At 33.6% G+C, this 22,573-nt stretch carries 20 protein-coding genes; 1 reads left to right on the forward strand and 19 read right to left on the reverse strand.

Going from position 1 to position 22,573, the window contains the following annotated elements; all coding sequences use genetic code 11:
* Positions 1-6: 6 nt before the first annotated feature.
* From F7O84_RS07540 to F7O84_RS07565, 6 genes are all read right to left on the reverse strand, one after another.
* Positions 7-756, reverse strand: coding sequence for an ABC transporter ATP-binding protein (locus tag F7O84_RS07540; RefSeq protein ID WP_151143834.1), 750 nt, complete (start codon positions 754-756; stop codon positions 7-9).
* Positions 753-1,538 (reverse strand): ABC transporter ATP-binding protein, encoded by a 786-nt coding sequence (locus tag F7O84_RS07545; protein WP_151143836.1) that lies wholly within the window; start codon positions 1,536-1,538, stop codon positions 753-755. Before F7O84_RS07545 ends, F7O84_RS07540 begins: the two co-directional genes overlap by 4 nt.
* Before the next feature lie 11 nt (positions 1,539-1,549).
* Positions 1,550-3,094 (reverse strand): ABC transporter substrate-binding protein, encoded by a 1,545-nt coding sequence (locus F7O84_RS07550; protein ID WP_151143838.1) that lies wholly within the window; start codon positions 3,092-3,094, stop codon positions 1,550-1,552.
* Positions 3,091-3,918, reverse strand: coding sequence for a nickel transporter permease (gene nikC, locus F7O84_RS07555; protein WP_320411221.1), 828 nt, complete (start codon positions 3,916-3,918; stop codon positions 3,091-3,093). The genes F7O84_RS07550 and nikC overlap by 4 nt, the downstream gene beginning before the upstream one ends.
* Positions 3,915-4,856: an ABC transporter permease gene (locus F7O84_RS07560; protein ID WP_151143842.1), complete on the reverse strand. Its 942-nt coding sequence runs from the start codon at positions 4,854-4,856 to the stop codon at positions 3,915-3,917. The genes nikC and F7O84_RS07560 overlap by 4 nt, the downstream gene beginning before the upstream one ends.
* Before the next feature lie 103 nt (positions 4,857-4,959).
* Positions 4,960-6,654: a S8 family peptidase gene (locus F7O84_RS07565; protein ID WP_192451687.1), complete on the reverse strand. Its 1,695-nt coding sequence runs from the start codon at positions 6,652-6,654 to the stop codon at positions 4,960-4,962.
* 518 nt (positions 6,655-7,172) lie between these two features.
* Here F7O84_RS07565 and F7O84_RS07570 point away from each other — a divergent pair.
* Positions 7,173-7,625, forward strand: a complete 453-nt coding sequence (locus tag F7O84_RS07570; protein ID WP_151143846.1) for an Lrp/AsnC family transcriptional regulator — start codon at positions 7,173-7,175, stop codon at positions 7,623-7,625.
* A gap of 41 nt (positions 7,626-7,666) precedes the next feature.
* Here F7O84_RS07570 and F7O84_RS07575 read toward each other — a convergent pair whose 3' ends face one another.
* From F7O84_RS07575 to F7O84_RS07635, 13 genes are all read right to left on the reverse strand, one after another.
* Positions 7,667-8,887: an NAD(P)-dependent oxidoreductase gene (locus tag F7O84_RS07575; RefSeq protein WP_151143848.1), complete on the reverse strand. Its 1,221-nt coding sequence runs from the start codon at positions 8,885-8,887 to the stop codon at positions 7,667-7,669.
* Between the two features lie 119 nt (positions 8,888-9,006).
* Positions 9,007-11,940: a GGDEF and EAL domain-containing protein gene (locus F7O84_RS07580; RefSeq protein WP_151143850.1), complete on the reverse strand. Its 2,934-nt coding sequence runs from the start codon at positions 11,938-11,940 to the stop codon at positions 9,007-9,009.
* Between the two features lie 109 nt (positions 11,941-12,049).
* On the reverse strand, positions 12,050-12,919 hold the full coding sequence (gene rsiV / locus F7O84_RS07585; protein WP_151143852.1) for an anti-sigma-V factor RsiV: 870 nt from the start codon (positions 12,917-12,919) through the stop codon (positions 12,050-12,052).
* 181 nt (positions 12,920-13,100) lie between these two features.
* On the reverse strand, positions 13,101-13,247 hold the full coding sequence (locus F7O84_RS07590; protein ID WP_320411227.1) for a flagellin: 147 nt from the start codon (positions 13,245-13,247) through the stop codon (positions 13,101-13,103).
* 15 nt (positions 13,248-13,262) lie between these two features.
* Positions 13,263-14,546, reverse strand: a complete 1,284-nt coding sequence (locus F7O84_RS07595; protein WP_192451688.1) for a hypothetical protein — start codon at positions 14,544-14,546, stop codon at positions 13,263-13,265.
* Complete coding sequence (locus F7O84_RS07600) at positions 14,533-14,781, reverse strand: hypothetical protein (protein WP_151143858.1); 249 nt, start codon at positions 14,779-14,781, stop codon at positions 14,533-14,535. The genes F7O84_RS07595 and F7O84_RS07600 overlap by 14 nt, the downstream gene beginning before the upstream one ends.
* A 16-nt stretch (positions 14,782-14,797) precedes the next feature.
* Complete coding sequence (locus F7O84_RS07605) at positions 14,798-15,289, reverse strand: TetR/AcrR family transcriptional regulator (RefSeq protein WP_192451689.1); 492 nt, start codon at positions 15,287-15,289, stop codon at positions 14,798-14,800.
* A 385-nt stretch (positions 15,290-15,674) separates the two neighbouring features.
* Complete coding sequence (locus tag F7O84_RS07610) at positions 15,675-16,598, reverse strand: zf-HC2 domain-containing protein (RefSeq protein ID WP_151143862.1); 924 nt, start codon at positions 16,596-16,598, stop codon at positions 15,675-15,677.
* Entirely contained in the window at positions 16,591-17,085 is a 495-nt protein-coding gene (locus F7O84_RS07615; protein ID WP_151143864.1) for an RNA polymerase sigma factor, read from the reverse strand. The genes F7O84_RS07610 and F7O84_RS07615 overlap by 8 nt, the downstream gene beginning before the upstream one ends.
* Positions 17,086-18,025: 940 nt before the next feature.
* On the reverse strand, positions 18,026-19,441 hold the full coding sequence (locus F7O84_RS07620; protein ID WP_243140845.1) for a recombinase family protein: 1,416 nt from the start codon (positions 19,439-19,441) through the stop codon (positions 18,026-18,028).
* Positions 19,416-20,566, reverse strand: a protein-coding gene (locus F7O84_RS07625) for an IS3 family transposase (RefSeq protein ID WP_151143866.1) whose coding sequence is annotated in 2 segments (ribosomal slippage) — positions 19,416-20,299 and positions 20,299-20,566 — 1,152 coding nt in all. Because the reading frame shifts where the segments join, the coding sequence is not laid out codon by codon here. Before F7O84_RS07625 ends, F7O84_RS07620 begins: the two co-directional genes overlap by 26 nt.
* A gap of 67 nt (positions 20,567-20,633) precedes the next feature.
* Positions 20,634-21,728, reverse strand: coding sequence for a hypothetical protein (locus F7O84_RS07630; protein ID WP_151143868.1), 1,095 nt, complete (start codon positions 21,726-21,728; stop codon positions 20,634-20,636).
* A complete protein-coding gene (locus F7O84_RS07635; protein WP_151143870.1) occupies positions 21,728-22,564 on the reverse strand; it encodes a hypothetical protein in 837 nt (278 codons plus the stop codon). Before F7O84_RS07635 ends, F7O84_RS07630 begins: the two co-directional genes overlap by 1 nt.
* Between the last annotated feature and the right edge of the window lie 9 nt (positions 22,565-22,573).

A 22,573-nucleotide genomic window follows, 5' to 3' on the forward strand; every position in this document is an offset into this window, starting at 1 on the left:
TCCTTGCTACCAACAAAATGCCGCTTCTATTAGTTCTTTGGTATATGTCGTTGTTGGATTATTTATTAATTTATCTGGTAGCCCTTCCTCTACAATTCGTCCCTCTTTCATAATTATGATACGATGGCAAAACTGTTGTACCAAAGCCAAATCATGGCTGATAAAGATATAGGTCAAATCATCTTGTTTTTGTAGATGATGTAATAAATCTAACATTTGTTTTTGAATTGTAACATCAAGTGAACTGGTAGCCTCATCAAATATGACAATACTAGGTTTTGTTGCTAACGCTCTTGCAATTGCAGCTCTTTGACATTCCCCTATGCTTACTTCATGTGGGTATCTTACGGCATACTCTAAGGGCAATTCACATGCTTTTAATAATTCATACATCCTTGTTTCGGCAGATTTTTTTGATATTTTTTGGTTTCTCATCCCTTCCAAAATTGAAGTTCCTAGTTTACGTTTGGGGTGAAAGGATTCCTTTGGGTTTTGAAAAACCATTTGAATATGTTTATAGATTTCTCTTTGCTGCTTATGAATTACTTTTGTAATGTTTTCCCCGTTTAAATAGATATTCCCTTGGTCTGCATCCTCTAGTCTACAGATCATTCTTGCAATGGTGCTTTTTCCGCTGCCACTTTCACCAACAATTCCTACTATTTCTCCTTTGCTTACTTGAAAGCTTACTTGATTAACAGCTTTTTTTTGATGATAGCTTTTTTCTAAGCACTTTACTTCTAATATAGTATTCATTCTATCCCTCTTTTTATCCTTGGTACTGCTGCGAGTAATGTTTTGGTATACGAGTCTTTTGGATGAGACATGACCTCTTTTGTTTCTCCATACTCTACTATCCTTCCTTTTTTCATGACTAATATTTGGTCTGCCATATACGTAGCAAGCCCTATGTTATGTGTCACAATCAACATTGCTGTATCTAGACTTCGTTGCTTCATTAGGGTTGTTACAACATGCTTTTGTGATATTACGTCAAGTGCACTCGTTGGCTCATCTGCAAATAATAGACAAGGTTTTTGCATTATAGCTATCATAATTGCTGCTCGTTGATTCATGCCACCTGATAATTGAAAGGGATAACTTTCTAAGAAACGCTCCGCATCCGATACATTTAGCTGTTTCAATATTTGAATTGCCTCTTCTCTTACTTTCAATTTACTTTCTTTCTTTCCTTTTGAAAGTGCTTCATAAAGGTGTTCCTCAATTGTTTTTACTGGGCAAAAGGAGCCTTTACTATCTTGTGGAATACTTCCTAGACACGTTCCCCTTATTTGCTGATATTCCTTCTTTGATAATTGTAACAAATTAATATCTTTATAAAAGATTGTTCCACTATCTACTTTACCACCTAAATCCAATAGCCCTAAGGCAGCCTTTATAATTGTACTTTTTCCACTTCCTGATTCTCCAACAATTCCTAGAATTTCACCCTTTTTAATTGTAAGGTTTAAATCACTTACCACTTGTTTTTCATTATAACGAATGGATACATCCTCCATTTTTAGTAACAACGACATGTCTTTTCCTCTTATTCGATATCAAGATTAGCTGTTATTTCATAGTAGTCACTTGGATGTGCCTCAAATCCAATTACACTATTTTTCATCACAAAGGACATTCTTAAATGTGAAGCAAAGAAAAAGGCGGCATCCTCTAATATAGTCCGTTGCATTTGAATTGCCAGATTACTTCTCTTTCTAACATCAAACTCTACTTTCAACTGTTTGGCAAGTCCTTCTAATGTTTCGTTATAATATTGCCCTCTGTTTTTAGCAGAATCTTTTAATGTATGTGTTGTAAAAAAGTACGCTGGATCACCTGTTGGTGCGGTAACAAATGCACTCGCATAAACATCCCAGTCTCCACTTTCAATAAAATCCATATGATTGGCAGTTGAATTGACTACAACTGCAATACCGATATCCTTAAGTGTAGCCTGCGCTGCCTCTGCTAATAACGGAAGTTCTTGGCGTCCTGGATACGTTAACCATCTAATCGTAAGCTTTTCTCCATCTTTTTCTACATAGCCGTCTAAATCCATATCCTTCCAACCCGCCTCTGCTAACAATGCCTTTGCTTTTTCTGGCTCATAGTCAAGTGCACTTACTTCATTGTCTCCGAAAGTAAAACTTGCAGGAAAAGGACCTTTTGCTTTGGTACCATTGCCATTTAACAAAACGTTTGTAAATCCCTCTTTATCAATTCCCATTGCGATTGCTTTCCGTACGTTTTTATCCTGAAGTTCTTTTGTCTTAAAGTTCATAGCCGCAAAAAATGTTCTAGAAGTATCCGTAGAACTAATCTTATACTTTTGATTATCCACAAAAAGTGAAAGACTAGCATAAGGCAGACCTTGTGCTGCATCAATTTCACCTGACTGTAATGCCATTGCTAACGTATCTCCATCTGTGATGGATTTGACAATGACTTTATCCATTTTTACTTCTCCACCCCAGTACTTCGTATTTTTTTCTAATTCAATTTCCTGATCGCTAACCTTCTTAGCTACAAAAGGACCAGTTCCTGCAACATTTTTATCTTGCGTCACACCATACTCCATATCTATGATTGCAGCATAAGGGTCACATAGATAATTCAGTAACGCAGGTACCTTTTCTTTCGATTGTAGGGTAATAGTTTGTCCCTTAGCTAAAATTGTTTCAATCTGCAGATCACTTGGTGCTTGGTCATGCTTTGCTATCAAATCCTCCAAGCATTCTTTTACTGCTTCACCATCCATTTTTCTTCCACTGGTAAAATATACGTTCTCACGCAAATTTATTTTAATTGTATACTCATCAATCTGCTCATAATCGACTGCTAACCAAGGCATAAGCCTCATGGATTCATCAAATTGAAACAAAGTCTCTCCCACCCCGTAGCGAATGGTTGACCACCCAGAATAATTCTCATGCGGATTTAATCCTGCGTTTCCCATTTCAGGTCCATAGGCGGTCGTTCCATAACGAAATATCTTTTCTTTCTTTGCCTCTTCTTCTGATTTCCTGCTGCATCCTGTCAAAATGCATAGGATACAAACAAAGAGTCCCAAACTAATTATCTTTTGTTTCATTTACTCGTACTCCCCTTTTCTTTGTGTCTAACATCCATCCAATCACGATAACTATCACCTAGTAAATTAAAAATAGAAACTGTTATAAAAATTGCAAATCCAGGAGCCAAAATAACCCACGGAGACGTTTGAATCATACTTCTTCCACTGCTCATCATTAATCCCCATTCTGCTGTCGGGGGCATCGCACCTAATCCTAGAAAGGATAAACCAGCAAGTTCCATCATCATTGTACCAATATCAAGTAGGGCGGTCGTCACAACCATACCGAATATATTTGGCAATATATGAATAAATATAATTTGAATCGTATTAGACCCACTTAGAATTGCTGCGTCTACATAGGTATTCCTTTTTTCACTCAGTACTTGGCTTCTGGCAAGCCTTGCATACTTTGGCCATGAGATAAGTAAAAGTGCAAACACTGCATTTGCAATTCCTCCCCCTAATACGCCTGCAACTGCAAGTGCAAATACCATTCCTGGAATTGACAAAAATACATCTGATAACTTCATGATAACGGTATCCACTATTCCTTCGAAATAGCCACATATCATACCGATTGTGGTTCCAAAAACAGAAGATAAAAAAACAAGTAAAAGTGTAGAAAAAACGGAGCAACGAGCCCCAACTAATACTCTTAAAAACATATCTCGTCCATAACGATCGGTTCCAAAAAGATGTTCTTTGCTAGGTGGCTGCAAGGCATTCATTAAATCTTGTTTGTTTGAATCATAATATGTAATATAAGGAGCTATTAATGCAATTGTTACAATTCCTATGGCTAAAATTGAAAATAGAAGACATTTGCTTTTTCTTTTCACAATACGCCCTCCTTACCTCTTGTAATCCTTGGATCTAATACCCGATAGCTAATATCAGCAATTACATTTACAACTGCATAAATAAGAGACATCCAGATTACATAAGCTTGTATCATAGGGATATCTCTCATCATAATTGCATCAAGTGCTAATTTTCCAACACCATCCCACAAAAAGATAGATTCGATAATTGCAGTTCCCCCAAGCAAAGAGCCAAACGAAAGGGCAAATAATGCTACGATTGCAGGCATGCAACATTTTAAAACACTACTATATATAATAACCGTTTCTTTTACGCCTCTTGCTCTTGCTCCTATGACATAATCCTTACCTAGCTCTTCTAATACGACCGTTCGAATTTGTCTTGTATACTTTGCACTCATAGCAAATGCCAGTGTCAATGTGGGTAAAATTATACTTTTTATTCCTTCCCCTCCTACTGCTAGGAACCAATTGAGTTTTACGCAAAAGAATAGAATCAGTAAAAGCGAAACAAAAAAACCTGGTAATGCATTCCCTATAAAACTTAGAAATCGAATTAGATAATCCGCCCAAGTATTTTGCTTTGTTGCGGCAATGATTCCAAGTGGTATTGATATACATACAGTAAAAACGATTGATGTAAGCGTTAAATATATCGTATTTGGTAACTTAGACATAAAAGTATCTGATACACGGTTTCCAGATATATAAGACACACCAAAATCACCTTGTACCATATGCCCCAACCACCTTACATATTGAATAAATTGAGGGTCATTTAGACCTAATTTATTCCTTGTCGCATCTTTTACCGCTTCACTGGCTCCCGTCGCATTATCATATAGAATATCTACTGCATCCCCAGAAACAGAATGAATCAATAAAAAGGTCAAACCTGTAATACCTAAGACAATCAAAACGAAATGAAGCAAACGTTTTGCTATGTATTTCATCATAATAGTAAATCCTTCCTTTTTCACTAAATAAAGGATAGCAAAGTGTCTATTGATTCACAAGCCTCCCCAGGGGATGTTTTCCATTTATAAGCTTATTATCCTGTTATCGGTTTCGTAATGTTTCAAACGCATTATAAACATTTAGTAATCCATAGCCTAATTCTTTATTCGGATAAGTTAATTGGTTGCTTCTCGTTGCCCCTCTTATAAATAAATTCCTTATTTCAACTGAGCTGATTTGTGGGTAAAATTTTCTAATTATGCCCCATTCAAGTAACATAGCTCCTGCTCCTGCAGCATGTGCGGCCGCCAAGCTAGTTCCAGACATCGTCTTATAGCCTCCTAATGTATCTGGACCAATCAAATTTACGCCAGGGGATGCTATGGTAGGAGCAATATTATCATTTCTCATAAATCCTCTACTTGCTCTTATATATCTGGCATCGTTTTCTGTTTCATAAGCAGTCGTAACAATTGGAATAAATATGTTTCCTGGCGAAGTAAGAGTATAATCTGGAGATGAATCAATAAAATGTGTTTCTTCACTCAAAAACTTTGTAATCGGTAACCAACAATGATAGATAAACGATAAATTTCCTTCCGAATATACATTAAATGTCCATAGTCCCTCCATTGGATTGACAAAACGTAATAAGATTAATTGTTCTCCCGATTGAGCCTCTACTAATTGATAATCAATATAGATAACTGTATTGGTAAAAATCAATTGTATTTTCCTTGATAGCCTGTATCTTGGTGCAATTCTAGGTATATATTCACCCGAAGGTGCTACGATATCAATTGAAAAATTAACTGGAGTGCTTCCCCAAAATTCCATTGAAAAGCCAGATACATTAGGTGCTACAACCATTTCCATCTTATTAGAAGCACCCGTTACATTTCCTAAATAATGATGACCAGAATTCCCTTCATTTCCTGCGCATATTGTCAAACAGACTCCCACCCTGCTTGCTAGAATAGACAAATACGTACTTAACGCTCCACGTTCATCATGCGCTCCTTGCGAGGTACCGATTCCAATAAAAATCGAAATAGGTCGATTTAACTCATTTGCCAATAACTCCAAATAGCGAATACCCATAATCAGGTCATTTTTTTGAAATGCAATTACATCATTTGGAATACACCAAAAATCAAGAAGATTATTTTTAGCTTGTTTTAATTTTACTACTGCAATTTCTGCATTGGGAACCACTCCTGAAAAGTTCTCATCAATATTTTTATTTCCTGCTGCAATCCCTGCCAAAAAGGTTCCATGACCAACTTCGTCATTACTTGGAACAATTGACAAGGGATCAGCATTCTTTAATGCAAGATTTATTTGTTCTTGCCGATACTCTGATCCAAATGGAAAATTATTTGGGTGCAATTCATCATGATTAATTGATTGATCCCATATTGCAACTACTTTAGAAGTTCCATCCTCTTTAATGAACGCTTCGTGACGGTAATTAATTCCAGTATCGACAATTCCAATTAATACCCCATCTCCTCTTAGGTTTAAACCAGGAACCTCTTGAATTCTTGTTATCCCAGAAGCATTCAAGCTCTCTGTGTCCATTAAACCGTAGCAGTTCGGATAGGCACCATAACCGTAAGTACTTAACATATTGTTTGGTACACTTTTTACAGGTATATAGACGCTGTGCGTTTTTTCAATTAATGGTAACGAACAAGTATCAGGAATAGCGGTAAGCTCATTCAATGCAATTCCACTATCAATCATAAAATCTGCATACTCTTCACTATATATTTTATTAGTACAAATATCAGCCACGCAGTTACTCCTCATATGTTTTATTAATTATATGATGTTTAAAAAAAACATATTCAAAATGAGCTGTCTCAAACGAATTCATTCATTTTCAACAGCTCATTTCATATGACATTAAGGGATATTCCTTAATACTTTATATAATTTTTTCATGCTACAAATATTGTCTTAATGCAGATTATTCACCCGCTATCATATGTAATCGACTCTTTGTAGCTTAATAAATGCTTGATACCTCACTTTCCTTTGCTATATCTTCATTTGGTTGATTTTCTAATGTAAACGAACAAACCAATCTTTCACATTCATAAGTCATTACTGATACACATCAACTGTATGCAATTATACATAAGCGAAAACCAAGAGTCAATCCTGATTGCGAAAACAAAAGCATTTAATTATTTTAAGTACTAATGCTTAATTTAAATTCTTTATATTCAATTTTACTTAATTATATTAAGTAGGCAAGTTGACTTGTGTAAAAAATATGTTATGCTAAAAGAAAAAACTAGGGGAAAATTATGAATGCATCAAAATTAGATCACATTGACAAAGAAATCTTAAATCTATTACAAAAGCAGGCAAGAATGCCCTTAAAAGAAATTGCAGAAAAAGTATTTCTATCTTCTCCGGCTGTTTCTGCTCGAATAGATAGATTGATGAAAGAGGGCTATATTGATAGCTTTCAGGCACATTTAAACCCAATCGCTCTCGGTTATCATATTAAAGCTTTTATTAATTTGGAGGTTGAGCCTATTCAAAAAAAGGAGTTTTACCCTTTTATAGAAAGCATTCCAAATGTCATAGAATGCAATTGCGTAACTGGTAATTATGCTATGCTGATCTCTGTTTTATTCAAAAGTACTGCTGATTTAGACATCTTTATCAACCAATTACAACGTTTTGGCAAAACCAAGACACAAATCGTATTCTCAACCTCTGTAAAGCATAGAGGTGTTGTAATAGACGAATAACCAGAAAGTAAAGCACTTTCTGGTTATTTAAAGAAGTCCTTTTATGAAAGACCTTGCATATATTCGTCCATACATTGAGCTACTGTTTTTGAATATGCGACCGCTTCTACTACTGTTTTTGCTCCCAAAACTACATCTCCTGCAGCAAATATTCCTGATATCGTTGTATTTCCTTTTTCATCTGTTTGTAGCAATCCTTGTTCCGTTGCTTTTAGCCCCTCTGTTGTATTAACCAAACGGCTTTTCGGCCCTTGGCTTATTGAAACAATAGTTGAATCTGCTGGATATAGTATTTTGTCTTCTTCTATTTTTACAAAATTTCCTTCTTCATCATAGATAATATTTTGAAAGACTGGTCCTTCGTCTGTTATTTCTACTATATTTTTAGCAAATTCAAACTTTGCTCCATCAAGTTTTGCATATTCTGCTTCTTTTACACTTGAAGTCCATTTAAGCCCTCTTGCGTATAAAGTAACGTCCCTTGCACCATTTCGAATTGAAGTTCTTGCTACATCCATGGCTGAATTTCCCATACCAATAATCGCAACTTTTTCTCCAAGATTATAGGCACTAGGATTTTTTAAATAATCAATGGCAAAATGCACATTGCCCAAAGATTCACCTTTGATTCCAAGTGTTTTTGGTTTCCACACACCAGTACCAATAAAGATACTTTTATACCCATCACGTAACAAGTCCTGTATAGTTAACGCTTCACCAATTGCAGTATTTGGTCTTATCTTAATACCCATTTCTAAAAGCTTCATTCTATAACGTTCTAATATACTTTTTGACAATCGAAATTCAGGAATACCATATTGAAGAATACCTCCTATTTTATCTTTCGCATCAAAAATAGTGATGTCATATCCTTTTTGCGCCAAAATTATTGCAATTGTTATTCCTGCTGGGCCTGATCCAATGACAGCAACCTTCTTGTCCTTATTCTTTTCGTGATTTATTTTAATTCGTTCAAAACAAGTATCTGAAATGTAATTCTCAATCGTACTGATGTGAACTGGCTGCCCTTTTCTACCTAATATGCAATTTCCTTCACATTGTTTTTCATGGTTACAAATAAGGGAACATACAAGTGACAATGGATTATTTTCAAATAACATTTCTCCAGCTTCTTGTAATTTTCCTTCGTTGAAAAGTTGTATCATTGTAGGAATTGATGTCTGTATCGGACATCCTTTTTTACATAATGGATTCTTACAATTCAAACATCTTTTTGCTTCATCTATTTCATGTATCATAATCGACTCTCCTTTTCCCTAGTTTATCTATTCATAAATAATAAGTCAAGGTAGAAAGAGTCAAGTTCTTAAAAAAATACATGTTATTTCGTACAATTTTTAACAAACTTTTGTAACATTTATCAATTTATTGCACAATAGTTTTTGTAATTGTTATTATAAATTTTTTCTAAATCCATATGAATCAAAGGTTTACTAAAAAGGTATCCTTGAATATAATCACAACCATTTTGTTTTAATTTTATCAGTTTATTCTCTTCTTCAATTCCTTCTGCTGTAATCTTAAGATTAAGACTATGCGCTAATAGTATTAAGCTTTCCATTACTTTATTGTTTTCAAACTCCAAAAATTTATCAATAATGGATTTATCTAACTTAATTTTATCTACTGGCATGTAAGTTAAGTAGTAAAGAGAAGAATATCCCGTTCCAAAATCATCCAACGCTATTTTAAAGCCCTGATTTCTCAATTCTTTAATAAAATCAAGCGTCTGTGTATTATTTTCAAAAAATATTCCTTCTGTTATTTCTATTTCTAAATACTCAGGCTTCATTCCATATTCTTGTATTAACCCTTTTACATAATTGATAAATCCTTTATCTCTCATTTGCTTGCCTGAGTAGTTAATTGCAATCATTTTCTCAGGATAGCCTTTTTTAATCCATTCCGCCATTTGTCGAATCGCTTCTTTTGCTACCCATCTTCCAATTTCAATAATATAACCTCTTTCCTCCGCTATTGGTATGAAAATATCGGGGCTTATATTATGATTTTTTAATCTTAATAACGCCTCAAAACCAATAATCTCGCCTGTCTTGACTTCTATTTGCGGCTGATAGTAAAGACAAAAACCATCATTTTTCATTGCTTCTCTAAGGATTGCCTCTACTTTTTTCTTTGACTTTAATTCCTCCTTCATTTGCTCGTGGTAGTAAATGCAACTATTCTTTCCACTCTTTTTGGCTTTATACATTGCAGTATCAGCATTCATAATAATTTGACTAATGTTTTTACTGTCCATTGGATAAAAAGTAACTCCCATACTAAAATGAATGAAATCTTCCCTTCCTCCTAGCATAAAAACTTGCGAAAACATCTTTTTTATTCGCTTAATATACAGGTCTACAATCTGATTATCGGTCACGTCCTTAAGTAAAATAAGAAATTCGTCTCCTCCCATTCTTGCAACATACATTTTCTCGTCTTGTATATTCCTAATTCTAGCTGCAATTTGTTTTAATAATTCATCCCCATATACATGTCCTAATGTGTCATTTATGCTTTTAAAATCATCAATATCAAAAAGTAAAACCGCACCGCTTGACTCTTTTTTTAGCTCCTCTTCCAACACCTCCATAAATCGAAGTCGATTTGGTAAATCTGTCAAGTAGTCATGACTTGCAGCATGCTTGATATATTCTTCTTTCTCTATGATTGATGTTGTATCTAACACAATGCCATATATCTTTGTTAAGTTATTGTCTTTATCATGGATACCTTTACCTCTTATTAAGAACCAACGCTGTCTTTTATCTTGAGCATTATCAGAAACTTGAATGTATACCTCATCCTTTTTACCCATTATACAATTTTGTATCTCGTTAAAAACTTGTTCTTTGTATTCAGGGTGTATTACATATCCCAATACATAATTAAAATCTCCACGAATCGGAATTGCTTTGTTTACAATATTTTGAATGTTACTAGAAACTTCTAATTCATTGGTTTTAACATCTAGTTCCCATACTGCACTATCTGTGCTGGTAATTGCAATATCATATTTTTGGTAAAGTAAATCCGTTTCTTTTGCATGTTGCTCAACAAGTCCATACTGCATCTTTAATTCTTCCTCAGAAGCTGCTAATTCTTCATAAATCATGCTAAGTTCTTCATTGCTTTCTTGTAGCTTTCTTTGGATTTTTCTTCTTTTTATATTATCTATAATCAAAATAATAGCAACACAGCCTAAAAACAATATCAATACTCCAACCGTGACAATGTATTTCATATACTCTTTTAAAGGATTTATCCTTTTATTCACTAACACTGCTTCTTTTGGGATGAGGGCTTCATCTATCTTATATTTTTTTATAATTTGATTATCAAAAAAATAATAATAAGGGGTCTCTTCCAGTAGCGGAATCGAATCAATAGGTGTTCCTGCAAACACATCTAATACCATACCAGCTGCAATCTGGCCAAATGCTTCATATGATATCAGCCTTCCGCCCAAAAGTCCTTCGCCTACACCCCCAATGCTTGCACGGTAAACGGGTACCTTGGTATGGTTTTTTATAAAAAGATATTGGTCTTGCATCTCCATATAATGATTTGTATTATCTTGATTCATACTAAGAAACAATAATATTGTATTCTCATCTATTTTTTCTAATACTTTGGCAAATTCCTCAAAGGAATAGTTGGATACATTTAAGATTATACTGTCTAAATCCGTGAATGCTTGCATCGCTGTTTCAAATTGCTTTTGATCTCCTTTCCCAGTTAATGTATCATCCACAATTGCGGCAACCTTTGTTGCTGTAGGATTAAACTTTCTTGCAAGTTGAATGTTTTCATCGAGCGAGGTTTCTTCCACAATCCCTGTCATATAAGGATTCTTGGCGGCTTCTTTTGCTCTGTCTTTGTCATTAATTCCAAAGAACACAATGGGAATTTGAGAAAATAAATCTTCTTGATAGTCTATGGCAAATTGTAGTGCTGCATCATCTCCTACAATCACCGCATCATACTTTTGTGTATTTTTTATTTTAAAGCTTAAATTGGTATAAAAATTTTTAATATTTTGGTCAGAGGCAAATCTTTTGGTATCCATAAATTCCATATCTAGATTAATCGGTTGATTTTTAAACTCTTTTTTTATTCCTGAAATTTGATCTGGAACCGTCATAAAACTTTGTGTATATGAACTAATAAATAACACATTTTTTCTTGGTTGCTCTGCCCCATTTACGATACTTCCACGAAATGACACAAGCAAAACAGCTAAGACAAATAAACCTAACAAAGAACATACAAACTTTCTTTCCCTCTTCATAAGTGTACCTCCAAAACAAATTTTATTTGTTTCTATGTCTTACTTAACTTAAACGTATCTTTTATCCTATTTTATCACATTTATTGACATTTTTCTTTTGTTAAAATATTTATTTTAGTATATTTTTTAATAACTTTTGGGGGATTAGAAACCTTTGTACTCCCATATAACCAGGTGCTATTTCATATTCATCAAATACAACGATTAGGTTTTTATCCTCATCTAAATAAAAATTCTGATTCTCCTTTATTTCTTTGAAGTTGTTCTCTGGATATTCTTTGTTATCTATCCAATAAACAACTCCTGTTTCTTGTTCCATTTTTGTTTTCATTTGATTTATAATCTCTTCGCTTATAATTGCAATATAGTCACTTCCCTCTTTGAATAAGTCTTTTAATTGTACCTGTTGGCCAGTTGATTTATCTATATTATAAAATCTATGAAATTCGTAGCCGCTTGCCTGTGTTTCAACTGCAGCAATATCTAAAGCAAACCAAGTCTCATTATTTGTTACTACTTCATAAGAAACATCAAGATTCTGATACCCTTCTACCAGCATATTATTTTCAAACTGAGCCAGTAATTTATTGGTATATTCCTCCACCTCCTTATTGACATCTGATACCGCTGAGTGATCTTCTTGTGTTACAATCTTAGGAACTTTTACCTTCGCACGATTATGTCTATCCTCAAAAGAATACTCTCGAATGGTAACCACTTCAAATATTTTACCCACAAGTGGAAGTTGTTCCATGGCATATGCAATTTTTTTGTTGGTATTTGGTAGTATACATAGAACTGCTAAAACTGCAACTACCCACAAACCTATCGTCTTTATTTTCTTCTTGAAAGCTGCCTTTCTTTTATCTTCTACTGCCCTATCCATGGCTCTTAACATAACTTCTCTTGTTCTATCTGGTATTTTCATATTCTCATATTCCCTCTTTAAAACGTTTAAGTCATCTTCTACTTTTCTCATACTACCTCCTAGATAAAACTTTACCTAACTTACGAATTGTTGCTTTTTATTGTTAAGAAGAATTATGAAGTTAATTCTAAAGATAGAAAAGACACCATCATTTACCTCTCTATAAATGATAGTGTCGAATTGATGTAGTTATTACATTTATTATTATTTTTAATATGTTATCACAATAAATTTAATTAAGTAAATTCAATACTCCTTTTGTAATGGCATTTGCTTGAGATAGAATACTTTCATTGGTCTGCTTTAGGATGGATTCCTTTGCATATTGAACCATCTCTTCTGCCATATCCGTATCAACAATTCTACTCCTTACAACAATTGGGCCTAAATTGCATTACTTTCCTATCTCATTCGTTAAAAACTCCATTGCCTTATAAAAAAAATCGGAATTCACTCCTACATTCTCGTCATTGTTAATATGTAAGGATAACCTCATATTCTTACCAAGAGATGCCACTCCAATGATTCGTTTTGCATTTAATACAATGGGTGGAATAAAAATAAGGTCTTTTAACTCTATGTCATTGTATTTAGATTCAATTGGAAGCTGTGTAAGATTAGTGATACTAATTCCTTTTGGATTCCCATCATAACCAAACATTTTACTAAAGGTCTTTGCAATCTTATTCTCATAATTGCCACAAGCATTAAAATAAACCGCATCAATTAGTGTAGGCTCAATGTTTCTCATAAATTGTAATAGAAAATATTTCTTGGATGTGTTATTTAGCTTACTATAGATTCTTTTTTGTACCATTTTTGCATTCCAAAGAAAATCATACTTTTCCTTGTATTTATATTTAATGGATATACCAGTTGCATAATTTCCCATTCCAGTAAAATCCTTCTCTCTTATACTTGCGGCCATCCCCACATCACAAAGCTCTCCACTTACTTTTATCAAAGCAGTTGTCAGTAAGGTATTTATGGTTACTTGGTTCGCCTTAGCATACTGATATAACAAGTCGTAGTTTTCTTCTTTTAATTGATAAGTATATACGAGTGTTTCTCGATTCTTCCAACATTGTTTGTACATCTGATAATATTCTTCAAAATCAAATTTTCTTCCTGTGCGACTCCACTGTTTATTCATATGCTTCTTAAGCCATGTCGTAGGTGCTTGGAGCTTCGTTTTCTTTGGCAATGCATCCATATCAAATAGCTGTAGTTTTTTATATTCAATCTTTCTTCCAGCTAAAGAACGTAAGATATCTTGTAGAAAATAGATAAATGACATGCCATCTCCCGCAATATGATGTGCAACAATCAAAAGGGACATGCATTCCTCCTTTTGTGAATAAAAGAAACGAATCAATTCTCCTTGATCAATTCGTAATGGGATTTTTTCCTGTTCTTTTATTACTTCGCTCCACTCTAGATTCATTGGACGAATTGTAGGATTTAATACATTTGTTTCTTCATAATAAGCAATCCCCGATTCATCCAATACAATTTTTTGATGAAACATCTCATATTGTTGTATGGTGTTCTTTATTGCCTTTTTTAATTGCTCTTGTGATATTCTTCCACCAATATCAACTTTAAATGCGATATTACTAACTGGTGAAAACACCCAAGTTCGTTCTTTGTCTATCTTTACACGTTTAATCTTCTCCATTCCTCCTCCTTTCCTCAATCGCCTGTTCATTTAGAACCCGATCTTGGTGCTGTTCAATCATAATTAAAACCCACAAAATAAAACCAGTTATACCAGCCAGAATGCTAACTAGATAGCACAGTACAATTAGTTTCGTAAAATAAAAAATCACAGAGAGTATAATCAAACCTACAATAAGTTTTATCATTTTAGTACCAGGCTCAAGCATATTTAATTTATATCTGTATTCTTTCATCTATCCCCTCACCCTTTCATTTATTACTTCTCAATAACGCATATGCCTGTAACAACATCTCCTTTAACCATTCATCTGAATCAGGTAATGCTTGAAACGCCTGCATCATGATTATTCCATTTGCATATACAATCATATGAATATCTAATTCTATATCCGACAAATTTAACTCATTCCATATATTTAATTCACCAGACGTAAATATTAATTGGAACAAATGTTTTTCAACCTTTGCAAATTGGATATAGGAAAAAATGTATTGTAACTCTTTTGGTAATTGTTTCTCATTTGATTCAAGCAAATATGCTACTATTGTTTCTTTCGCCTTCTTAATTAGCTCTTTTTTTAGTTCACTCATATTCGCAAATGCTTGGTATATCGGTTGTGTTGAACAGGAAAGCTCTTTTGCAAGCTTTCTTGCTGTTAGTAAATCATATCCATCTTTTTGTACCATTTTAAGAGCAGTATCAATAATCTGTTCTTTAAAAATTTGTTTTTTAGGTGGCATAAATCGTCCTTTCCTCATACAATAACATTGTTATATAACAATGTTATTGTATCAAGAGATGAATGTCAATAGTTTTAACTTCAATAGTATTTATTTTAAGAGGAACTATTTTATATTCTTCTCTTTTGATAGACTTTCTTAGATATTCCAAGCCCCCTCATACAACATTTCAGATAGTATGAGAGGGCAAATTGATCAAGCCTGTGATTTCGAAAGAAAAAACCTCTTATATCAACTATTAGTTAATATAAGAGGTTTCCTATTATTCAATGTTGCTTGTGTGGCTATAATTGACAGATTACAATGAATTTGGTTTTTTATTCGAGTTATATCAATTATTAAATTATATGATATAAGTAAATGAGCATTTATTAGCTTTGAGAATCTACGAAACCCATTCATAATAAATTCTATATATAACTCTTTTAGTCACATCATCATATCCAAAACGAAAATGTTGTTTATCTTTTTTATTGTTGCCTAATGTGTAATGCATTTGAAATCCATCTTCTACTACTTGACTATTAATTGGCTTAAATGATTGCATTCTTAATTTCTCGTTTTCATAATCCACATAATCTTGATAGGTCCATGAAATTTCCAAGTTTAAATATTGATCATCAAAGATAACTTCGTATTTATAAAAATAATCTACGTCTACTATATTATTGGGTAATGTGTCTGGTAGCATTACAAATTCCTGATTATTAAGTAATTCTTCAACACACTCTTCCTTTTTTGCATAATTCTCAGGATTGGTCGTACTAGATGGCATCCTTAAACTAATAATAAGTCCTATTATCCATATAAACGGTAAACTGATTAATAAAATTAATTGAATTACACCTTTTATTATTTTAAGAATATTATTAGTATTTTTTACAAATAATATTAAAATTAATATACTAGGAATTAAAAATGTAATAGAAAATAATAACATTGTGTTTTGAATAGTATTTCTTTCAGTAATAGAAAAATATTGTGTATTTGAAAAAATTACATATCCAAGTATCCCATTCATTATCAGATACAAAACAATAGTCAGAATTCTAATTATCTTAAATACTTTTTTAATGATATATCCTAACTTTGCTTTTTCCAATAAATCTTTTATTTTTTTTTCTTTTATAACTTCATTTTTATATGTATTATCCTCCATTTCACTTGACATCTCTTCATATATTAATTTACAGTTAGTACAGTTACTCAAATGATCTTCAATAATATAATTTGTTTCATCTTCAGTTAATTTATCAATATAATTCGGTAATAAATCTCTAACTATACTACAAGATACCTTATTATTCATTCTCTTTAATTCCTTTCATAATTTTCTGTTTACTTCGATAAAAAGAAACTCTTGCCCAGTTTTCTGACCGTCCAAATATTTCTCCTATCTGAGCAAAGTTTAATTCACCAGTAATTCTAAGATATACAAGTTCTCGAGAAATATAATCAAGTTGGTGTAGAGCTTTAAAAAAACTAATCTTCTCTACATTCAATAAATACTGTTCTTCTATTCTATCATCTGATGCAATTTCCAATATATCATCAATAGGTATTGAGTTTCTGTCTTTAGATCGTAACTCTTTATACCACAAATTTTTACTAATCTGACAAAGCCAAACAGAAATTTTACATTCACCTCTAAATTTACTAATTCCTTTCATTGCCTGATAAAATGTTTCTTGTGTAAGTTCTTCTGCTACTCTCGCATCTCTTGATAGACGAAATAAATATTTATATATTAGATCAGAATATTCATTATATATTTTCTCGATATCATCACTATTCATTTTTTCACCTCCTATTAATAAGTTCCATAAATATATGATTCGTTACACAACTTTCCATATTATTTTGGTTTATTTTTTACCTATATAATTATTTAATTTTACTTTTACTTAACAACTAAAAGTAGAATTAAATAATTAAAATCCCTATTTCTTTAGAGTATAAAATCATAAACAGAACCCCACATACCAACTTTCTCGTTACCATTTTAACAAAACTACTGCATAATCTAGTAATAACCTTATTTAGTATACCAGATAATATAATTTTGATAAATAATGCACAAAGTACTAGCATTTAACAATGTACCAATCCTATACTCTTTAATACTTTATATACCGATTTCTTTCTCATTCTAATTATCTATAATCGTTTTTCCATAAAATGAATGAGTTGAATCATGACTCTTTTTATTATAATGATATAAATACGTTTTATAAGTCCTAAAAAAGGAACCCTAATATTAACTTCTACTGTCAATATTAGGGTTCCTACATTATTCTTAGAAAAAATTTCGTCGAACACTCAACAAATTTTTCATCTTATTTATTATTTCATTAGTCTTAACTTGCATATATTTCAATATTATCCGCATTTGTTGTTGCTATCCATTTTAACAAATCTTCTGAATAAAAACTACTGTCTAATCTAATATTCTATACTATACTCACTAATACTTTATATATCAATTTTGTACTCATTCTTATTATCCTATATTTGGGTTTTCATAAAATGAATGAGTTGAATCATGCCTCTTTTGATAATAATAAATAAATACGTTTTACAAGACCTAAAAAAACCCTAATATCAACTTAACTGTCAATATTAGGGTTCCTACATTATTCTTAGATAAAACTACGTCAAGTACTAGACGAACATTTCATCTTATTTATTATTCAATGCTGCCTGTGCTGGGACAGGCCTGTAACGTACATTTATCACTTAAAGATTGCAGATGCTGTTTTTTTTCCAATCGGAAGCGTCTTGCTTATATACCTCATTACCGAATACCGGATTCAAATACCAAATAAATGCTCCGTGATCAAAAACAATCTGATCAACGAAATTATCAATCACAGTATCAGGTATCTTAGCCCTGGCATCAAAGGCAGTCATCTTGATAAACTCAGAAAGACTATCAATACGTCTATCCTTTGCACCATTATCTTCCAATTCTAAAACCCGTTGTCTGCATTCATCATTTAATTTCTCTAAGTTTGAAATCTGATCTTCTAATTTCTTTTTCTTGCTTCGGAAGACTTCTCTGGAAATATCTCCTTCAGAGCACATATCAACCAAATTGGCAAGCTGTCTGTTCAGCTTCTCAATCTGACGATTGTTTGCTTCAAGCCGTTCTTTATCGTTTCTCTCAGGAGCCTTTACTTCAGCAACATCCTGTGCCATAGCCATAGCTTCCTTATAGATTGCATCTTTATTTCCAAGAAGCTTCTTAAAAACAAAATCGGCCTGAACCTCTAATTTCCATTCCATAAATGATGAGTTATCACAAATACCTTCGATATCAAGACCTTTTTTCAGTCTTCCTGCAGGAGTTCCTGTCCGTAACTGTCCATAGCACTGATAAATATAACTAAGAGTTCCATCATTAGCCTTATGAGCAATTCTTCGATTCATAGCATGACCACAGGTACAAACAAGCTTATTGCCCCACAGATGCTTGCAAGGCGACTGTCCAATTGCTTTGCCGTTCTTGTCTGTCTTCACGGACTTGTGTTTTTCTCTTAACTCCTGTGCTCTGTCAAAATCTTCCGGCGAAACCAGCTTCTCATGTGAACCTTCTACATATACCTTATCAACAGCCCCATGATTATTGATTTTCTTCTGAACCAGATAATCCGGAACGTATTGCTTACGGTATACGATTCTGCCGCAATAAAAAGGATTTCTAAGAACTCTGTTGATATTGCCGGACTGCCATCTAGTAAGGCCTGTGGCTGTCTTACGCCCTTCCTGCTCCATGATGTCCTGAATCTTACGAACACCATTGCCAGCCAGGTAAAGTTCAAAGATTCTTTTCACAGTGTCGGCCTGTTCCTTATTCACAACAAGCTTATCACCAACTCTGTCATACCCAAGAATATTGCCATTACCATATAGGACTCCATTCTTAAACGAAATCATCTGACCGGCTTTTACTCTCTGAGAAATCTTCTTGCTTTCATTCTGGGCCAAGGTAGCCATGATAGAAAGTCTAAGCTCTCCATCCTCATCATTCATTGTCCAGATATTATCTTCTGTGAACCACACCTCCACACCATATGTTTTGAGGGTGAGATAGTCAAGCAAAATTGTAACACCAATACTGATATTTTTATCGGTAACTAAATCTCTTTTCAAATGGTGTTAAATACCCATTTGATGAATGTGGTCTCACATGATTGTAATATACAAAAATATAATCATAAGTTGCTTCATTTAATGCCTCATCTGTTTCAAAGCTATGGTGATTTGCAAAATCTGCTTTAAATGTTCCGTAAAAGCTTTCCATGGGAGCATTATCATAAGGGCATCCTGCCTTACTCATACTTTGAGTAATATTTTGCAAAGAACAAAATTCTGTAAAAGCTCTCGATGTAAACTGCGACCCTTGATCACTATGAAGGATAAGCCCCTTCTTAACGGTATTATGATTCAGTGCATAGGTCAGAGTTTCAATCGCTAATTCTGCATTAATACGATTACTATTTAAAGTTGCCACTGGTGAACGATCATATAAATCAATAATAGTACAATTATATCTTTTCGCTCCATCCTCTCTCCACATATACGTAAAATCCGTACACCAAATCTTATTGGGTTCATCTACTTTAAAGTTTTGATTCAATAGGTTATCAAATTTTTTATAGCAATCGCCCTTTTTGTACTTTGGTTTTTTGGGTACCACAATTGACCTAAGTCCAAGCTCATTCATATATTTATGAACGGTTGGATTACTTAAGCTTATAGATTTTCTATTAAGAAAGATACGCATCATTCGATATCCTGGTCGCCCCGCATACTCATGATAAATCTCTTCAATGGTTGCTTTGATTTCTTCCTTTTTCTTATAATAGTCAGCTTTTCTATGTTTTTTGTAATTATAATAGGCATTTGGCTTTATATTAAATCTCGATAAGAGCCAACGTACACCATAATTTTCATGGTAGAAATCAATGAAATGGTATTGTTCTAATCTAGTTCCTTTGCGAAGAATGCGGCCGCTTTTTTTAAGAAATCATTTTCCTTTTTGGATTCAGCAAGTTCCTTACGAAGTCTTAAATTTTCTGCCATTAAATCTTTCTCATTATTTAACTCTGGATTTGATTCGCATTCTTCACTGTACTCGCGTATCCACTTGCGCAAGCTACCTTCTCCTAAATTGTATTCCTGATTTACGCTTTTCATTTGGCGTCCTTCTTCAAGGACTAATCTCACTACTTTTTTCTTAAACTCTGGGGTATAAGTTTTTTTGATTCCTGCCATTGTAATAGCCTCACTTTCATATGAATTATTTTATCATAAATATCAGTGTTACTGTTACAACTTTAGTTTAGCATCTCAATCCAGCTGTAGATGAAAAAACATTATTGACGGAATTACATAAAAGGTCATCTGTATCTATCGTCTGTGTCACAAAACACTTATAGAGATCTTTGGCAAAATCTACAGCCACATTCGCAGTTGCCATAACAGGGATAGCTTCCAGTGAATTTGCTGCCACTTCTTTTCCAAGCATCTTGCCAAATAATTGAACAGATCCAGCAATTGCACCTCCACGCACTCCACCTTCGACTGTTCCACACAAAATATGTTCTATACTTTGAACAAACTGATCTTCCGGCAGATCCTTTGCGTTCTTTATTACGCCAACAATTTCTTGAACCGTGGTAAGAATAAGTCCTGTAGCTGCACCAGCTTTAACAGCTCTGCCCAAATTTACCTTATTCAACTCATCAAGTTTTTCTTGTCTTTTCGAGTACTCTGGTGTCGACTGAGCTTTCATCTGTTCAGCCAGTTCAGCAGCCTCTTCTGGCGTTATTGAATCAGAAGTGATAGTTTTTCTTCCAATATCAACTTTCACAGTATCATTTACACCCTGCCCTGCTCCGCCGACAAACTGTACATCCTGATACTGCGGATTTTTCATATCCTTAGCATATGCAGAAGCTTTATTATGAATTTTAGATTGGTAATCAGCCGTTCTCATTGGCTTATCCCACGGATGCTCTCTTGTCCAAATAGAAATATCCGTTTCCATATCTATACCAGAAAGGACAGTACCATCCGGCATCTGTCCTTTTGTGTAAATACCGATTTTAGAATCGGATACCCCCTTTGCAAGAGCATTTATTTTCATAGTATTTTTGAAATATTCTTCTGCTGCAAATCCTTTATATTGTTGCGTTGGTGTTTTTACCGGAAGCCCTGTAGACTTAGCTATAGCAGACTGATTCATTGCTGCGGCATAGTTGTCCATAGCCGATTGAAGACTTCTTGTTTGCAATCCAGCCTGTGTTGAGGTACCCTCAGATGAAGCATCACGAATAACCGAGGAAGCAACTTCATCCTCAGCTGAAAAATCGACAAGATCATCAAAACTAATGTCTTCACCTATTCGTTTTGTTCCATCAAACAAATCTCTCATCAAACCACCCTTTTTTCAAACTCAAATGTATCCTCTTTTTCAATTTTATCTAGAAGAATAATTGCATATAAAAACCTTAACAATTTTACGCAATCCATTTTTGTTTTTCTGCGTTGCGTTCTTCCATGCATTGTCCAATGTCTATTGATATATTGAGGCTCCTTTTCATTACCAAAATCAGATGATGCTGCAAATGTCTTCATGGTTGCATCAACGGTTAAATATAATGAAAAAAGTGAATATTCATCTTCACTCAAAACTTCATCGCCATCTAATTTCCCGAGCAAAGGTTCTAATCTTCGCTTAATATTCGTGCCCGGATTGCCTGTAACCACCGATAATTCACCATCAATGACCACAGTAATCCCTATAGCACATAAATCGTAATTTTTAAACGAAAATGAATCTATTGCTTGAGAAAGAATACGTGCATTATTTCCATCTAAACAATTAATACATTCCTGCGAAAGAGAATAAAATAACCTATACTTATCCTTCTCATACATGAGTCGTAGTTCTTTGTCTACATTTGAGGACTTATAAATAGTATCCACAAATTCCAGCGTCATATATTCCCAAATAACATACTGGTGCTTGCCTAGTTTATCTGCTACTAAAAGTGGTTTAAAAGCAGCAGATGCAACCTCCGATATATTGACAAGTTTTGCTCGAATCTCTCGTCCGAAGTCTTGAAGTGGCTTAAATACTTCGTTGTACCATTCTGCACTCTTTTTAACTAATTCTCCTAAGTAATTTCCAATCTCATACAATGGTCTCAAGCTTTCTGCAAGCGAAGAACCTATATTACTTATTTTTCTAGACTCATTATCATCCATTTACAGTTG

The sequence above is a fragment of the Candidatus Galacturonatibacter soehngenii genome (assembly GCF_008830185.1).
Taxonomy (GTDB): domain Bacteria; phylum Bacillota; class Clostridia; order Lachnospirales; family Lachnospiraceae; genus Lachnotalea; species Lachnotalea soehngenii.

What these genes read in the sequence shown, in the direction of transcription:
- rsiV (WP_151143852.1), bottom strand. Translation starts at nt 12,919, where the DNA reads ATGAGAAAAGTAGAAGATGACTTAAACGTTTTAAAGAGGGAATATGAG.
- F7O84_RS07560 (WP_151143842.1), bottom strand. Translation starts at nt 4,856, where the DNA reads ATGATGAAATACATAGCAAAACGTTTGCTTCATTTCGTTTTGATTGTC.
- F7O84_RS07580 (WP_151143850.1), bottom strand. Translation starts at nt 11,940, where the DNA reads ATGAAGAGGGAAAGAAAGTTTGTATGTTCTTTGTTAGGTTTATTTGTC.
- F7O84_RS07630 (WP_151143868.1), bottom strand. Translation starts at nt 21,728, where the DNA reads ATGAGAGATTTGTTTGATGGAACAAAACGAATAGGTGAAGACATTAGT.
- F7O84_RS07570 (WP_151143846.1), top strand. Translation starts at nt 7,173, where the DNA reads ATGAATGCATCAAAATTAGATCACATTGACAAAGAAATCTTAAATCTA.
- F7O84_RS07595 (WP_192451688.1), bottom strand. Translation starts at nt 14,546, where the DNA reads ATGGAGAAGATTAAACGTGTAAAGATAGACAAAGAACGAACTTGGGTG.
- F7O84_RS07545 (WP_151143836.1), bottom strand. Translation starts at nt 1,538, where the DNA reads ATGTCGTTGTTACTAAAAATGGAGGATGTATCCATTCGTTATAATGAA.
- F7O84_RS07635 (WP_151143870.1), bottom strand. Translation starts at nt 22,564, where the DNA reads ATGGATGATAATGAGTCTAGAAAAATAAGTAATATAGGTTCTTCGCTT.
- F7O84_RS07550 (WP_151143838.1), bottom strand. Translation starts at nt 3,094, where the DNA reads ATGAAACAAAAGATAATTAGTTTGGGACTCTTTGTTTGTATCCTATGC.
- F7O84_RS07610 (WP_151143862.1), bottom strand. Translation starts at nt 16,598, where the DNA reads ATGAATAATAAGGTATCTTGTAGTATAGTTAGAGATTTATTACCGAAT.
- F7O84_RS07605 (WP_192451689.1), bottom strand. Translation starts at nt 15,289, where the DNA reads ATGCCACCTAAAAAACAAATTTTTAAAGAACAGATTATTGATACTGCT.
- F7O84_RS07540 (WP_151143834.1), bottom strand. Translation starts at nt 756, where the DNA reads ATGAATACTATATTAGAAGTAAAGTGCTTAGAAAAAAGCTATCATCAA.
- F7O84_RS07600 (WP_151143858.1), bottom strand. Translation starts at nt 14,781, where the DNA reads ATGAAAGAATACAGATATAAATTAAATATGCTTGAGCCTGGTACTAAA.
- F7O84_RS07615 (WP_151143864.1), bottom strand. Translation starts at nt 17,085, where the DNA reads ATGAATAGTGATGATATCGAGAAAATATATAATGAATATTCTGATCTA.